Origin of the sequence: Delftia sp. ASV31 (assembly GCF_016428765.1) — a bacterium.
Lineage (GTDB): Bacteria > Pseudomonadota > Gammaproteobacteria > Burkholderiales > Burkholderiaceae_C > Comamonas > Comamonas acidovorans.
The window spans coordinates 18,662-33,154 of record NZ_JAELTK010000013.1; the positions used below are offsets into that span (position 1 = coordinate 18,662).

The 14,493-nt window shown below is 70.2% G+C and carries 12 protein-coding genes; 2 read left to right on the forward strand and 10 right to left on the reverse strand.

All coding sequences use genetic code 11. From position 1 onward, the window contains the following. The first annotated feature begins 41 nt into the window (after positions 1–41). A complete protein-coding gene (locus JHD82_RS07060) occupies positions 42–515 on the forward strand; it encodes a (2Fe-2S)-binding protein (RefSeq protein WP_012207419.1) in 474 nt (157 codons plus the stop codon). 14 nt (positions 516–529) lie between these two features. Next, positions 530–2,803, forward strand: a complete 2,274-nt coding sequence (locus JHD82_RS07065) for a xanthine dehydrogenase family protein molybdopterin-binding subunit (protein ID WP_199135827.1) — start codon at positions 530–532, stop codon at positions 2,801–2,803. A 48-nt stretch (positions 2,804–2,851) separates the two neighbouring features. Here JHD82_RS07065 and JHD82_RS07070 read toward each other — a convergent pair whose 3' ends face one another. The 10 genes from JHD82_RS07070 to JHD82_RS07115 form a co-directional block, all read right to left on the reverse strand. Next, on the reverse strand, positions 2,852–3,823 hold the full coding sequence (locus JHD82_RS07070; protein WP_199135828.1) for a LysR family transcriptional regulator: 972 nt from the start codon (positions 3,821–3,823) through the stop codon (positions 2,852–2,854). Between the two features lie 84 nt (positions 3,824–3,907). After that, positions 3,908–4,798 carry a DMT family transporter gene (locus JHD82_RS07075; RefSeq protein ID WP_012207422.1) on the reverse strand — a complete coding sequence of 297 codons (891 nt, stop codon included), beginning with the start codon at positions 4,796–4,798 and terminating at the stop codon, positions 3,908–3,910. Then, positions 4,795–5,802, reverse strand: coding sequence for a LysR family transcriptional regulator (locus JHD82_RS07080; protein WP_141835327.1), 1,008 nt, complete (start codon positions 5,800–5,802; stop codon positions 4,795–4,797). The genes JHD82_RS07075 and JHD82_RS07080 overlap by 4 nt, the downstream gene beginning before the upstream one ends. Next, entirely contained in the window at positions 5,799–6,779 is a 981-nt protein-coding gene (locus JHD82_RS07085; protein ID WP_199135829.1) for a quinone oxidoreductase, read from the reverse strand. Before JHD82_RS07085 ends, JHD82_RS07080 begins: the two co-directional genes overlap by 4 nt. 131 nt (positions 6,780–6,910) lie before the next feature. Then, positions 6,911–8,029: a porin gene (locus JHD82_RS07090; protein WP_199135830.1), complete on the reverse strand. Its 1,119-nt coding sequence runs from the start codon at positions 8,027–8,029 to the stop codon at positions 6,911–6,913. Positions 8,030–8,096: 67 nt separating this feature from the next. Further along, positions 8,097–9,095, reverse strand: coding sequence for a tripartite tricarboxylate transporter substrate binding protein (locus JHD82_RS07095; RefSeq protein ID WP_199135831.1), 999 nt, complete (start codon positions 9,093–9,095; stop codon positions 8,097–8,099). A gap of 46 nt (positions 9,096–9,141) precedes the next feature. Further along, positions 9,142–10,227 (reverse strand): GTP-binding protein, encoded by a 1,086-nt coding sequence (locus tag JHD82_RS07100; protein WP_199135832.1) that lies wholly within the window; start codon positions 10,225–10,227, stop codon positions 9,142–9,144. Further along, positions 10,224–10,589 (reverse strand): hypothetical protein, encoded by a 366-nt coding sequence (locus JHD82_RS07105; RefSeq protein ID WP_012207428.1) that lies wholly within the window; start codon positions 10,587–10,589, stop codon positions 10,224–10,226. Before JHD82_RS07105 ends, JHD82_RS07100 begins: the two co-directional genes overlap by 4 nt. A gap of 8 nt (positions 10,590–10,597) precedes the next feature. Further along, positions 10,598–12,388, reverse strand: coding sequence for a hydantoinase B/oxoprolinase family protein (locus tag JHD82_RS07110; protein WP_199135833.1), 1,791 nt, complete (start codon positions 12,386–12,388; stop codon positions 10,598–10,600). Beyond that, positions 12,385–14,481 (reverse strand): hydantoinase/oxoprolinase family protein, encoded by a 2,097-nt coding sequence (locus tag JHD82_RS07115; RefSeq protein WP_013800699.1) that lies wholly within the window; start codon positions 14,479–14,481, stop codon positions 12,385–12,387. The genes JHD82_RS07110 and JHD82_RS07115 overlap by 4 nt, the downstream gene beginning before the upstream one ends. Positions 14,482–14,493 lie beyond the last annotated feature (12 nt).

Below are 14,493 nucleotides of genomic sequence, written 5' to 3' on the forward strand. Positions count from 1 at the left end.
GACCCCATCCCCAAAAGCCCCCACAACAAGGAGAGACTGCGATGACCGATCTCACCATCAACGGCAAGACCGTTTCCATGGACCTGGACCCCGAGACGCCCATTCTGTGGGCCCTGCGCGACACGCTGGAGATGACCGGCACCAAGTTCGGCTGCGGCGCGGCGCTGTGCGGCGCCTGCACGGTGCACATGAATGGCCAGGCCATACGTTCCTGCGTGACGCCGATCTCGGCCGCCGCAGGCCAGAAGATCACCACCATCGAGGCCATGACCTCGGGCTCCGACCGCGTGGGCACCGCCGTGCGCGATGCCTGGGTGCGCCACGACGTGGCCCAGTGCGGCTACTGCCAGAGCGGGCAGATCATGAGCGCCACGGCCTTCCTCAAGTCGCTGCCCAAGGGCAAGAAGCCCAGCGGCGAGGAGATAGACGCGGCCATGGCCGGCAACATCTGCCGCTGTGGAACCTATGCACGCATCCGCACGGCCGTGGCCGATGCCGCGCGCACCCTGGGCTGAACGGAGAACGCCGCATGCTGACCACCTTCAACCCCGCCGAACTGCCGCGCGCCCTGCAGCACATCCTGGACCGTGACGAGGCCGCTGCTGCCATCGCCGTCGCGCCAGCCCTTGCACAGATCCCCCGCCGCAGCTTCCTCAAGATCGCCGGTGCCGGTTCGCTGGCCCTGGGCGTGTTTCCCGCCATGGCGCAGGCGCAGGCGCCGGGCAAGGGCGAGGCCGCCGGCCTCAAGCCCACCGAGCAGCCCGCCTCCTTCGTGGAGATCTCGCCCAATGGCGAAGTCACCGTGGCCATCAACCGCCTGGAATTCGGCCAGGGCGTGCACACCGCCCTGCCCCTGGTGCTGGCCGAGGAGCTGGACGCCGACTGGAGCAAGGTCCGCGCACGCCTGGGCGGCAACGATGCGGCCTATGCCGATCCGCGCTACGGCATCCAGATGACGGGCGGCTCCACCGCCCTCAAGCACAGCTACACCCAGTACCGCGAGCTGGGCGCCCGTGCGCGCGCCATGCTGGTGGCCGCCGCCGCCGCGCAGTGGAAGGTGGACGCCGCCACGCTGCGCACGCGCGAGGGCTTCGTGCTCGGCCCCAATGGCAAGAAGCTGTCGTATGGCGAGCTGGCCCAGGCCGCCATGGCCCAGCCCGTGCCGGCCACCGTCGTGCTGAAGAATCCCAAGGACTTCCGCCTGATCGGCAAGCCCACGGGCCGCATCGACGCCCGGGCCAAGAGCAGCGGCCAGCAGAGCTTCGGCATCGACATGCACCTGCCGGGCCAGCTGACGGCGGTGATTGCACACCCGCCCGTGTTCAAGGCGCAGCTGGCCTCGCTGGACGACGCTGCGGCGCGTGCCGTGCCCGGCGTCAAGGCCGTGCTGCGCGTGCCCGTGGACGGTGGCGGCGAAGGCGTGGCCGTGATCGCCACCGGCTACTGGCCAGCGCGCAAGGGCCGCGAGGCGCTGAAGGCGCAATGGAACACCGACGCCGTGGAGAAGGTGGACAGCGAACGCCAGCTGGCCCAGTACCGCGAACTGGCCGCGCAGCCCGGCGCGCGCCACTTCGACGCCGATATCTCGGCGCTGGACAAGGCGCCGCGCCATATCGAGGCCGAGTTCAGCTTCCCCTACCTGGCCCATGCGCCCATGGAGCCGCTCAACTGCACGGTGCAGATGGGCGAGACCGGCGAGGCGGGAGCGGACCTCTACCTGGGCACGCAGTTCGCGGGCGTGGACGGCATGGCAGCCGCGCGCGTGCTGGGCCTCAAGCCCGAGCAGGTGCGCGTGCACGTGCAGATGGCCGGTGGCGGCTTTGGCCGCCGGGGCGTGGGCACCAGCGACTACGTGGTCGAGGCCTGCCAGGTGGCGCTGGCCGCGCGCCGCGCCGGCCTGAGCGCCCCCGTGCGCATGGTCTGGAGCCGCGAGGACGACATCAAGGGCGGCTACTACCGCCCCATGCACCTGCACCGCGCGAAGATCGGCTTCGACGAACGCGGCAAGGTGCTGGCCTGGGACCACGCCATCGTGGGCCAGTCCATCACGGCGGGCACCATGTTCGAGGGCGGCATGATCAAGAACGGCATCGACGCCACGGCCGTGGAGGGCATGCGCGAGCCCTATCCGCTGCCCATGCGCCTGACCGTGCACCACCCCAAGGTCAACGTGCCCGTGCTGTGGTGGCGCAGCGTGGGATCGACCCACACGGCCTTCGTCATGGAAACGCTGATCGACGAGATCGCGCGCAGCAGCCGCCAGGACCCCGTGGCCTACCGCATGCAGATGTTCGGCGACAAGCACCCGCGCCATCGCCTGGCCCTGCAGCTGGCCGTGGACAAGAGCGGCTACGGCAAGCGCCAGCTGCGCGCGGGCCGTGCCTGGGGCGTGGCCGTGCACGAGTCCTTCGACACGGTGGTGGCCTATGTGGTGGAGGCCTCGGTCAAGGACGGCCGCCCGGTGCTGCACAAGGCCACGGCCGGCGTGCACTGCAACCTGGCCGTGAACCCGCGCACCATCGAGGCGCAGGTGCAGGGCGCGGCGCTGATGGGCCTGTCCATGTGCCTGCCCGGCGCGGCGATCACGCTCAAGGACGGTGTGGTGGAGCAAAGCAACTTCGGCGACTTCGCCGTGCCGCGCATCACCGACATGCCCGAGATCGCCGTCCACGTCGTGCCCAGCGCCGAGCCGCCGACGGGCATGGGCGAGCCCGGCCTGCCGCCGCTGGCACCGGCCTTCGCCAACGCCGTGGCGCAGCTCACGGGCAAGCTCGTGCGCAAGCTGCCGTTCGACCTGGCGTGATCGACTTGGCGTGATCGAGCTGGCCTGAACGGCCGGACCTGATCCCGGTCAGCCGCCGGAAAGGGCGGCGGCACCTGCGGCCGCCGCCCTTTCCAGTTCTTCCATGGTCAGCACATAGTCCGGGCAGTCCTGCAGCCGCTGCACGGCCAGGTCGATGAAGGCACGCACGCGCCGGGGCAGCGCGTCGCGGCTGCCGTAGTAGACATGCAGGCCGATGTGCTCGCTGACATGCGCCAGCAGCACGGGCACCAGGCGCCCCGCGCGGATGTGCGCGGCCGCGCAGATGTTGGACAGCTGGCCCAGCACCTGGCCGGCCAGCACGGCATGCAGCTCCAGCTCGGCATCGTTGGTGGACAGGGCCGGCTGCAGGTAGCGGTGCGTGAGCTCGCCATCGACCGGCAGGTACCAGGGCATCACCGTGTCCGTGGTCGCATGGCGGAACATGCTGCAGCGGTGCGCGGCCAGCTCGTCCAGCGACCGGGGCACGCCATGGCGCTGCAGGTACTGCGGCGCCGCGCAGACGATGAGCTGCACGGGAAACAGCCGCCGCCCGATCACGCTTTCATCGGGCGAGGCGCCGATGCGAAACCCCGCATCGACCCGGTCCAGCACCCAGTTGCCTATGCCGTCGTCCAGCCGCACATCGGGGACGATGCCCGGGTGCAGGCGGCAGAACTCATCGAGCAGCGGCATCAGCACGGGCGCAAAGCAGGACTTGGGGCCCACGATGCGCAACGGCCCCGCAATGCCCTCGCGGCTGTCGCGTGCCAGGTTCAGTGCGCGGTCCAGCGCGGCCAGCGCCGGCTGGGTGTCCTGCAGGAAACGCTGGCCCTCCTCGGTCAGCGCCAGGCTGCGCGTGGTCCGGTGCAGCAGGCGCACGCCCAGGTGCTGCTCCAGATGGGCCACCGCCTGGCTGGCGGCTTGGGGGCTCACGCCCTGGGACAGCGCCGCCTGGCGCAGGCTGCCCAGCTCGACCGCCTTGGCAAAGGTGGCGATGGCGCGCAGTTCATTGATGGGCATGTTGCGGAAATCCGGTATTCGTGGGCTGACAGTGCCGCAGTATCCCGCCTTTGCGCATGCCCTGCCCGCGGCTTGCGGGGCAAGCTAGCGCCCCTGCCGCGCCAGCCACACGCCGGCTGCCGTCAAGGCCATGCCCGCCAGCGCCAGGCCGCCCAGCGTCTCGCCGAACATGGCCCAGGCGATCAGGGCCGTGGCCGGCGGCGTCAGGTAGAACAGGCTGGCCACGTGCACGGCGCCGCCGCGGCGTATCAGCAGGTTGAGCAGGCTGACCGCGCCCACGGACAGCACCAGCACCAGCCAGCCCAGCGCGAACAGGAACTCGCCGCTCCAGCGCACCTGCATGGTTTCGGTGGCCAGGGCCAGCGCCCCCGTCGCCACCAGGCAGGGCAGGTACTGGATGACCGAGCCCGTGCGCAGATCAAACGAGGGGCAGAACCGCTTCTGGTACAGCGTGCCGGCCGTGATGCCGGCCAGCGCCACCACGGCCGGCACCAGCATGGCCAGCAGGGCATGGACCGGCACCGAGGCGATCTTGCCCGCCACCACCAGGGCCACGCCCGTGAAGCCCAGCGCCAGCCCGGCCCACTGCCGGGGCCGCACGGACTCGCCCAGCAAGGTGCCGGCCACCAGGGCCGTGATCAGCGGCTGCAGCCCCACCACCAGGGCCGTCACGCCCGAAGGCAGGCCGTGGGCGATGGCCGTGAACACGCCGGCCAGGTACACGCCATGCACGAACAGCCCTGACACGCCAATGTGCAGCCACTGGCGTGCCGACCGTGGCCAGGGCGCGCGCAGCACCAGGGCCACCGCCGCCATCAGCACCAGGACGATGGCATAGCGCAGCGTCAGAAAGGTCAGCGGCTCCACATAGGGCAGGCCGAACTTGGCGCCGATGAAGCCCGTGCTCCACAGCAGCACGAACAGCCAGGGAAGCAAGGCGGCCGCCATGGCGGGCGGTGAGGTTTTTTGGGTCATGGAGCGGATGCGGAAAAGGGCGGGGGCAGGGATGGGGGCGGCGCCAGTGTGTCATGCCCCGTGCGCCAGGGGCTGCGCGTGGCAAACCACCGCACCAGGCAGTCGCGCAGCGCCGTCATGGCAGCGCTGCTGAACGCCGCCGAGGGCCGAACGAAGTAGATGCCCGAGGCGCCATCCAGGCGCCATTGCGGCAGCACCCGCACCAGCCGGCCTGCGGCCATGTGCTCGCTCATCAGCCAGTCGCCGCCGGCCAGAATGCCCACGCCCATGACGGCGGCCGTGAGCAGGGCCTCGCTGTCATTGCTGACCATGGGGCCGCGCACCAGCACGGTGTGCCGGGCCTGGCCCTGAGGCACATCGCCCGATGCGCCACCGTGCACCAGCTCCCATTGCGGAAAAGATTGCAGCCCCGTGAAGCCCAGGCAGCGGTGCGCCGCCAGGTCCTCGGGGTGCACCGGCGTGCCGTGGGCCTGCAGATAGGCGGGCGCGGCGCCCAGAATGCGCTGGTGCCCGCCCAGCCGCAGCGCCACGAGCCGGCTGTCCGCCAGCCGGCCTATGCGCACCGCCGCGTCGAAGCGCTCGCCCACGATGTCCACGAAGCGGTCCGCATACTCCACCTCCAGCACGATCTGCGGATGCGCCAGCGCAAACTCGGCCAGCAACGGACTGAGCCAGCGCCGCCCCATGGCGGCCGGCAGCGACAGCCGCAGCCGGCCCCGCGCCTGCGAGGCGCCCTGGGCGGCCTCCTTCTGGGCGTCGGCGATCAGGCCGGCCGCCTGGCGTACCTTGTCCACCAGGCGCAGGCCCTCGTCGGTCAGGTGCAGATGGCGTGTGCTGCGCTCCACCAGCCGCACGCCCAGCCGGGTCTCCAGCGCGTTCAGGCGTTTGGACAGCACGGACGGATGGCGCAGCAAGGCCCGCCCCGCCGCAGCGAAGGAGCCTTGTTCATGCAGCGCCACCAGGGCCGCCAGTTCATCGGCGTGCTGGCTGTCCAGAAGGTTCATGGGGTCAGGATGATCGCACCTTGGGAGCGTCCCTGCTCCAGATCGCCATGCGCCTGCGCCACCTCCGCCAGCGCATACCGGCGCCAGACGCCGGGCACGACGATGCCGGCCGCCACGGCGGCCAGCACGTCCCGTGCGCGCTCCTGGTACTCGGCCGCCGTGGCCGTGTGCGCGGCCAGCGAGGGGCGCGTGAGGAACAGCGAGCCCTTGGCATTGAGCGTGGCCACCGAGATGGGATCGGGCAGGCCGGAGGTCGCGCCGAAGGACACCAGCAGGCCGCGCGGGCGCAGGCAGTCCAGCGAGGCGCCCAGCGTCGTGCGGCCGATGGGGTCGTAGACCACGTCGGCCTTCAGGCCCCCGGTGGCCTGCAGCACCTGGCCCGGCAGCGTGGCCGCGTCGAACACGAAGACCTCGTCGCAGCCGGCCGCCCGCGCGCGCTCCACGCTGGCTGCCTTGGACACCACGCCGATCACCAGGGCGCCCAGGTGCCTGGCCCAGGCACACATCAACTGGCCCAGCGCACCGGCGGCGCCATAGATCACGATGCGGCTGCCGGGGCCCACGGCATGGGTGGTCTTGAGCAGGTACTGCGCCGTGATGCCCTTGAACAGCACGGCCGCCGCCGCGTCGTCAGGCAGCGCATCGGGCAGCTTCACCAGGCGCTCGGCCGGATACAGGCGGGCGCCGGCATAGGCGCCCAGCGGCCCCGTGGCGTAGCCCACGCGCTCACCCACGGCCACATTCGTCACGCCCTCGCCCACGGCGGCCACCCGCCCCGCACCCTCCAGCCCCAGGCCCGAGGGAAAGGAGATGGCGACCGCGCCCTTGCGCTGGCTCACGTCCAGCGGGTTCACGCCGATGGCCGTCTGCTCCAGCCAGACCTGGCCGGGGCCGGGCGCCTGCACCTCGACCGGCTCCAGGCGCATGGCGTCGGGGGTGCCTGCGGCGTCCATGCGGACCTTGATCAATGGATTCATCTCGCTGCTCCGTGAAATGGGTGCAGCGTAGAAGAAGCGATTGACGGCAGCAATAGGCCGGCGTGCAGTTCACTGCTGCATGGGGTGCAGCAATGACCACGAACCAGCGCGCACGCAGCCCACGCAGCCCGTCAGAAGTCGTGCCGGATGCCCAGCTCGAAGGCCGTGGAGGCGCGCCCGCCAAAGTAATTGGCCGCGGCCGGATTGCCGCTGACAGCCGCACCCCCGGCTATGGCGAAGGCCGCCCCATTGCGGTTGGACATGCGGGCCGCATGCGCGTACAGCGCCGTGCGCCGCGACAGCGAGTGCACATAGCCCAGCGCCCACAGGTCGGCATCGCTGGCGCTTTGCGCCGCCGTTGCGCCCTTCTGGTCGGCCTTGACGTAGCTGAGCTTGACCACGCCGCTGCCCACGGGAACGCTCATGCCCACCAGGGTGTTGACCGTGCGGTCCACGCCATGCACCCAGCGGCGCTGGGCCAGGCTGGCCTTGAGCCAGCCGAAGTCGTAGGAGACACCGTAGCTCTGGTCCTTGAAATGGATGCCGCTCAGGGTGTTGCGCGTGGTGAACTGCGCGCCCGCCACGTTCCAGCCCGCGCCCGCCCAGCCCAGCCGAAAGCCGTTGCCGCGCGTCTGGCCTGCCGCGGTGGCGCCCTTCTCGCCAAAGGTGGCGATCAGGCTGCCGGACACGCCCTGCAGCCCGCCCAGGCCGGCCGGCAGGAAATACTCCACCGCATTGCTCACGCGCAGCGTGGGATTGGCCGACTGCGACTCCGGCGCCGTGCCGAAGGCCTGGCCCAGCGCGCGGGAAGCCGTGAACGAGCGAAAGCCATTGGCGCTGCCGATGCCCAGCGTGGCAAACGGATCGAAGCCGCTCCACACCAGGTGCGTGGGCACCCAGTCCCGCCCCAGCCGCAGCTCGCCCCATTGCCGCGAGGCCAGGCTGACCGTGGAGCGCCGGTCCCAGAACGGGCCGCTGGCGCCCATGGCGCCGGTGTCGGCCAGCAGGCTGCCGTCCAGGTAGAAGCCCGCGCTCAGGCCGTCGCCCAGGTCCTCCTGCCCCCGCAATACCAGCTTGCTGGTGGAGTTGGCGCCGCTGGCCTGCGAGGTGACCGTGTCCAGGCCCTGGTTGCGCACCTGCCTGACGCTCACATCGACGGTGCCCGAGATCGATACCGAGGACTGCGCGCCCGCATGCGCGGCGGCCAGCCCCAGCGAGGCGGCCAGGGCCTGGCGTATGAAAACCTGCATGTTGTCTCCTTGTGTTTTTTTGCTTTGCTTTTTGCTTTTTCTCGGGCGTGTGCCGGTGTCTGCCCGGCTACTCGGGCTTGAAGCCCGCGCCCTTGAGCAGCGCGGCGCTCTGCGCCACATCGGCGGCGATGAAGCGCTTGAACTGCTCGGTGCTCTCCGAAACCGTGTCGATGCCCAGGCTCGCGAAGGCGCCGGACCTGGCCAGCTCGGCCACCGCCGCGTTGGAGGCCTGGTTCAGCCGCTGCACCCGGTCGGCCGGCGTGTCCTTGGGCGCCCACAGTCCGTACCAGGACGTGTAGACAAACCGGGGCAGGCCGCTTTCCTGCATGGTGGGCACCTCGGGCGCCAGCGGGCTGCGCTTGCCGGAGGTGATGGCAATCGGCCGCACCTTGCCGGCCTTGGCCAGCGGCAGCACGGAGACCATGGAGTCGAGCAGCAGGTCCACATGGCCGCCGCCCACATCCACCAGCGCGGGTTGCGTGCCCTTGTAGGGCACGTACTCGAGGCGCATGCGGCCCTGTTGGGCCAGCAGCAGCGTGGCCAGGTGGCTGGGTGCGCCCACGGCGGGAATGGCCGCCGTCCACGTGCTCTTGGCGCCTGCGGCCAGCACCTCGCCCAGCTTGCTGTGGGGCAGCTGCGGGGAGATCACCAGCATCAGCGGCGCCTCGCCCACGCGCGCCACGGGGACAAAGTCTGTCTGCGGGTCATAGGGCGGATGGGCCAGCACCTGCTTGGCCAGCACATGCGTGGCGGCCGAGAACAGCAGGGTGTAGCCATCGGGGGCAGCCGCCAGCACCGCACGGCCGCCCACCACGCCACTGCCGCCCACGCGGTTCTCGACGATGACCGTCGTGCCCAGCTGCTTGCGCAACTGCTCGGCAAACAGGCGCGCGGCGCTGTCCACGCCGCCGCCCGCCACGAAGGGGACGATGACCTTGACCATCTTGCCCGGTTCGGGAAAGGCGGCGGACGCACTGGACGAGGCCATGCTGGCGATGGGCAAGGCAGCCAGCGCACCCAGTAAGGCGCCCAGCACCGGCCCCTTCAGCCGTGTCAGAGTTTTCATGCTTTGTCTCCTGTTTCTTTTGAAAATGGGCCGGCCGTTGCGTGGCTCAGCCCGGGTCCTGATTCGGCGCGCGCCGCCTGTGCCTGCGCACCAGCACGCTCAGCGTGTCGTCCAGGGCCTGGGCATCCAGCCCCCGCGTGATGAAGACGATGCGCGTGCGCCGGTCGGCACCCGGCCAGCGGGGCAGCGTCTGCGGCGGGGCGAACAGGTGCTGCACGCCATGGATGACCAGGGGCTGGTCCGGGTGCTCCTGCAGGTGCACGATGCCTTTGACGCGCAGCAGGTCATCGCCGCGCATGGCCGTGACCCAGTCCATCCATTCGCCGAACGCCTGCGCGGGCAGGGGCTCGTCGCGCTGCAGCACAAAGGACGAGATGCCGTCGCGGTGCGCGCCTGCCGGCGCTGTCACCGGAGCTGTCACCGGAGCCATGGCCCGGTAGCCGGGTGCCTGGAGCATGCCCGCAGCGGTGTCCTCCTGCCCCGTCGCGCCTTCCGACATCAGCCGCTGCAGCAGCGCCACATGGTGGCCAGGGTCCATGCCTTGCGGCGCCTCGCCGTTGATGGCCTGCACCTGGGCCAGCAGTTGCGCAGCGGGCTGTGCGCCGCCCAGCAAGTCTGTCTTGGTCAGCAGCACCAGGTCAGCCACGGCCAGTTGCCGCACGGCTTCGGGATAGCCTGCCAGCGTGGCGCTGCCCAGCACGGCATCGACCGTGCAGGCCACGCCGGCCAGCGCATAGCGCGCGCGCACGGCGGGCTCGCCCAGGAAGGAGCGCAGTATCGGCCCCGGGTCCGCCAGGCCGCTGGTTTCGATCAGCACGCGGCGCGGCGCGCCCTGTTCGCGCAGGGCCAGGCGCTCCAGCGCCTCCACCAGATCACCGCGCACGCTGCAGCACAGGCAGCCATTGGCCAGCAGCACCGTGTCCTCGCAGGCCAGGCTGGTCAGGTCCTGGTCGATGCCGACCGCGCCGAACTCGTTGACGATGACGGCCGTCCCGTGCAGGTCCGGCAGCGCCAGCAGCCGGTTGAGCAGCGTGGTCTTGCCGCTGCCCAGAAAGCCCGTGAGCACGGTGACCGGAATGCGCTGCCCCGCCGCTTCGGGCAGGGCCAGCAGGCTGGAGAAATGCCCGCTCATGACGCCACCCCACCATGCACCTCGGCGAACGAGCGCAGCGTGCGCTCCAGCCGCGCCAGCGCCCACTGCGCCACGGCCTGCGGCACCTCGTCCGAGCCCAGCGCATCGAGCAGGCCGCGCAGCGGCTGCGCGCCCTGCCCGGGTGCGGGCCGGGCACGGAACCAGGCCGCCACCTCGGGCTGCTCGCAGCGCTCGCCCCCGTCCTGCAGGTAGTCCACGATGTCCAGCTCGAAGTCCTCCAGCCGCAGGCTGATGCCGCCCGCCCCGCAGGCGCAGGCACCGCCCAGCGCGACATGGCGCAGCGCCAGGGCGCACCACAGGTCCCAGAGCCGGCCGGCCTGCAGGGCGTGGTCGGAGGCCATGGCCGTGCTCACTGCCCGTCCCAGGCCACGGCTGAGGTTGCCGTTGCGGCCGACGGAGACCTGCCGCTGCGCAGCGCCTGCGTGCCCTCGCGGTCCACCTGTCCCTGGCCATCCAGCGCCACGCGGTAGACCTCGCGGGCCACCTGGGCGCTCACATAGCCTTCGCGCACGTCCTCGGCCACCTTGTCCAGTTCGCGCGCCAGCGGGTCGCCAAAGCCCCCGCCGCCGCCCGACAGCATGCGGTAGGCATCGCCGCGTTCCAGGCGCACGTTGAAGATCTTGGCGTTGGCATGGTCGGTCTTCCACTCGCCCTTGTGGCGCACGGCCAGGCCGTTGCCCATGGCGTCGCCGCCACCCTCCAGGCCCCAGGGCTTGCAGTGCACGCGGTCGATGCGCGTGGTGACGGTGAAGGGCGACAGCGCCTGCACCACCATCTCCGCGCCCAGGCCGCCCCGGTACTGGCCCGCGCCGGCCGAGTCCTGGCGGATCTCGTACTTCTCCACCAGCACCGGGTACTTGGCCTCGAGCTGCTCGGTGGGGCTGTTGTGGGTGTCGCCGTCATTGATGCAGACGGTGACGGACACACCGTCCTCGCGGCTCTTGGCGCCCCAGCCGCCGCCCAGCGGGCCGATGCCGACGATGAACAACCGCCCGTCCTCGGGCGAGATGCCATGGATGTTGGGAAACACCAGGTCCGCATGGTGGCCTGCGATGGAGCGGTCGGGAATCGCCGGCGCCAGCGCCTTGAAGATGGTGTCGATCACCGTCATGGGGAAGGTCATCCACACGCGCATGGGATACGGCCTCTCGGCGCTGATCACCGTGCCCATGGGCATGATCACCTTGAGCGGCCGAAAGCTTCCGTCGTTGACCGGGTAGTCGGTCGGCGTGGTGAGGCATTTGTAGGCCACCTGCGCGCAGGCGATGCCCGTGGTGAAGCCGGAGTTGTAGAAGCCGCGCACCTGCTTGGAGACGTCCGACAGGTCCACCGTCATCTCGTCGCCCTGCACCGTGACCTTGACGCGGATGGGAATGCGCTTGCCGATGTCCAGCCCGTCGTCGTCCATGAAGGACTCGGCCTCGTACACGCCATCGGGAATCGACAGCGTGTTCTTGCGCGCCACGGCCTCGCTGGAATCCATGATCTGCGCGATGGCGCCGTTGACCGCATCCACGCCATAGCGCTGCAACAGTTCCACATAGCGGCGCTCGCCCGTGGTGATGGCCGTGATCTGCGCGCGCAGATCGCCCAGGGCCCGCTCGGCCAGGCGCACGTTCATCGCGATGATGTCGATCAGGTCCTGGTTGACCTCGCCCTGGCGCTGGTACTTCATGATGGGGATCTGTATCCCCTCGCTGAAGATGTCCGTGGTGACGTTGCCCAGCGTGCCGCCCACGTCCAGCCAGTGGGCCATGCAGCAGGTGAAGCCTTCGAGCCGGCCCTCATGGAACACCGGCATGGTGAACGTGAAGTGGTTCAGGTGGCTGCCGGTGGTGTAGGCATCGTTGGTGACCAGGATGTCGCCGGGCAGGATGTTCTCGTAGCCGAAGTGGCGGATCTTGGCCTTGACCGTCTCCGACATGCCGCGGATGAACATGGGCAGGCCCAGGCCGATGGACACCGTGTCGCCCTCGCGCGTGAACAGGCCGACCGTGAAGTCCAGCGCCTCGTAGATGATGAGGTTGTAGGCCGTGCGCGTCAGGTTGGTCTTCATCTCCTCCGTGACGGCGTACAGGCCGTTGCGGATGATCTCGACGGTGACCGGATCGACGGGCCTGGAGTCAGTGGGGTGGTTCATGTGCGGTCGCTCCCGATGTCGATTTGCAGATTGCCCAGTTCGTCCACGCGCAGCCGGTCGCCGGGCTGCACGACGGTGGTGGATGCGTGTTCCTCGATCAGCGCGGGCCCCGCGATCTCGTTGCCCGCCAGCAGGCGCTCGCGCAGATGCACCGGCGTGTCCACCCAGCCGCTGGAGCGGAAATAGACGGGCTTGACCGTGCGCACGGAGGCACGGCTGGGCTCGGCACTGCCGCGCTCCACGCTGTGCCTGGGCGGTTTCTTCATCGTGCCCAGCACGGTGACGCGCAGGCTCACGAGGTCGGCCGGCTCCTGCGGGGCCGAGGTGCCGTAGCGCACCTTGTGCAGCTCGTCGAACTGGCGCTTGATGGCCGAGCGGTCCCGGCCCTCGAAGAAGGCCATGGGCAGGTCCACGGTCACCGCATGCTCCTGGCCCACGTAGCGCATGTCGGCAGCGCGCTCGATCACGATGCCGTCCGGCGCGATGCCGGACTGCGCCAGCGCGGCGCGGCCCTCGTCCTCCATGCTCTGGTAGGCGGCCTCGATCTCCTCGAAGGACACCTCGCCCAGCTTGCGGAACACCGAGCGCACATAGTCGTAGCGCAGGTCGGAGAACAGCATTCCGTAGGCCGAGAAATAGCCGGGCGCATAGGGAATCAGCACCTTGCGGATGCCGATCTCGCGCGCAATGGCCGAGGCGTGCAGCGGCCCCGCGCCGCCGTAGACGACCATGGTGAAGCTGCCCGCGTCCAGGCCGCGCTCGGTGGTCACGGCCTTGACGGCATGCGACATCTGCGTCACGGCGATGCGCAGGATGCCGTCTGCCGCCTCGGTGGGCTCCAGGCCCAGCGGGGTCGCCACGCGCTCGGCCATCTGGCGCTGGCAGGCGTCCATGTCCAGCTGCAGCTCGCCGCCCAGGAAATGCTCCGCGTCCAGCCGGCCCAGCACCAGGTTGGCGTCGGTCACCGTGGGCTCCAGCCCGCCACGGCCATAGGCCACGGGGCCGGGGATGGAGCCGGCGCTCTGCGGGCCCACGCGCAGCGCGTTGCCCGTCTCCACGCGGGCGATGGAGCCGCCGCCCGTGCCCACTTCGTGGATGTCCATCATCGGGATCTGTATCGGCAGGGCCTGCTCGTAGCCGCCGATCAGCGCCGAGCCCGTGGTCAGCGGCCGGCCTTCGCTGATCACGCCGGCCTTGGCCGTGGTGCCGCCCATGTCGAAGGCGATGGCATCGCCCATGCCCAGTTGCGCACAGATGGCCTGGGCGCCGATCACGCCGGCCGCCGGACCCGATTCGAGCATGCGCACGCAGCCCACCTTGGCATGCTCGACCGGGAACAGGCCGCCCGTGGACTGCACGATGTAGAAATCGCCCTCGAAGCCCTTGCCGCCCAGGTGGTTCTCCAGCTGGCCCAGGTACTGCGACACGCGCGGCCCCACATAGGCATTGGCTACGGCGGTGGACACGCGCTCGAACTCGCGGTACTCCTGCGACAGCTCGTGCGAGGCGCAGACGAAGGCGCCCGGCATCTCTTCCTGCAGGATCTGCTTGACACGCTGCTCGTGCGCCGGATTGCGGTAGGAGTGCAGCAGCAGCACGGCCACGGCCTCCACGCCCTGCCCTGCCAGCTCGCGGGCCAGCTCGCGCACGGCCGCCTCGTCCAACGGCTTGTGCAGGCTGCCGTCGGCGCGCAGGCGCTCGGACACCTCATGGCGCAGCGAGCGCCGCACCAGCGGCTGGTGCTTGTTGAAGAACAGGTTGTAGGCATCGGGCCGGTTCACGCGGCCGATCTCGTAGATGTCGCGAAAGCCCTCGGTGATCAGCAGCGCGGTGTGGGCGCCATTGCGCTCCAGCAGCGTGTTGATGGCAATGGTGGAGCCGTGCAGGAACAGATGGCCGTCGCGCCAGTCGATGCCCGCGCTGTCTATCGTGGCCTGGATGCCGTTGACCAGCTCTCCATGCGTGGACAGGGCCTTGCCGAACAGCAGCTGGCCGCTGGCCTCGTCGAACGCCGCCATGTCGGTGAAGGTGCCGCCGATATCGACGGCAATGCGCAGCCGGGGCCGCTGCGAAATCGCTTGTTGGTTATCCATGAAATTCTCCGG

Excerpts from the sequence above, each read along its gene's own strand:
- JHD82_RS07070 (WP_199135828.1), bottom strand. The coding sequence starts at position 3,823 with ATGCCCATCAATGAACTGCGCGCCATCGCCACCTTTGCCAAGGCGGTC.
- JHD82_RS07090 (WP_199135830.1), bottom strand. The coding sequence starts at position 8,029 with ATGCAGGTTTTCATACGCCAGGCCCTGGCCGCCTCGCTGGGGCTGGCC.
- JHD82_RS07095 (WP_199135831.1), bottom strand. The coding sequence starts at position 9,095 with ATGAAAACTCTGACACGGCTGAAGGGGCCGGTGCTGGGCGCCTTACTG.
- JHD82_RS07110 (WP_199135833.1), bottom strand. The coding sequence starts at position 12,388 with ATGAACCACCCCACTGACTCCAGGCCCGTCGATCCGGTCACCGTCGAG.
- JHD82_RS07075 (WP_012207422.1), bottom strand. The coding sequence starts at position 4,798 with ATGACCCAAAAAACCTCACCGCCCGCCATGGCGGCCGCCTTGCTTCCC.
- JHD82_RS07100 (WP_199135832.1), bottom strand. The coding sequence starts at position 10,227 with ATGAGCGGGCATTTCTCCAGCCTGCTGGCCCTGCCCGAAGCGGCGGGG.
- JHD82_RS07085 (WP_199135829.1), bottom strand. The coding sequence starts at position 6,779 with ATGAATCCATTGATCAAGGTCCGCATGGACGCCGCAGGCACCCCCGAC.
- JHD82_RS07105 (WP_012207428.1), bottom strand. The coding sequence starts at position 10,589 with ATGGCCTCCGACCACGCCCTGCAGGCCGGCCGGCTCTGGGACCTGTGG.
- JHD82_RS07080 (WP_141835327.1), bottom strand. The coding sequence starts at position 5,802 with ATGAACCTTCTGGACAGCCAGCACGCCGATGAACTGGCGGCCCTGGTG.
- JHD82_RS07060 (WP_012207419.1), top strand. The coding sequence starts at position 42 with ATGACCGATCTCACCATCAACGGCAAGACCGTTTCCATGGACCTGGAC.
- JHD82_RS07065 (WP_199135827.1), top strand. The coding sequence starts at position 530 with ATGCTGACCACCTTCAACCCCGCCGAACTGCCGCGCGCCCTGCAGCAC.
- JHD82_RS07115 (WP_013800699.1), bottom strand. The coding sequence starts at position 14,481 with ATGGATAACCAACAAGCGATTTCGCAGCGGCCCCGGCTGCGCATTGCC.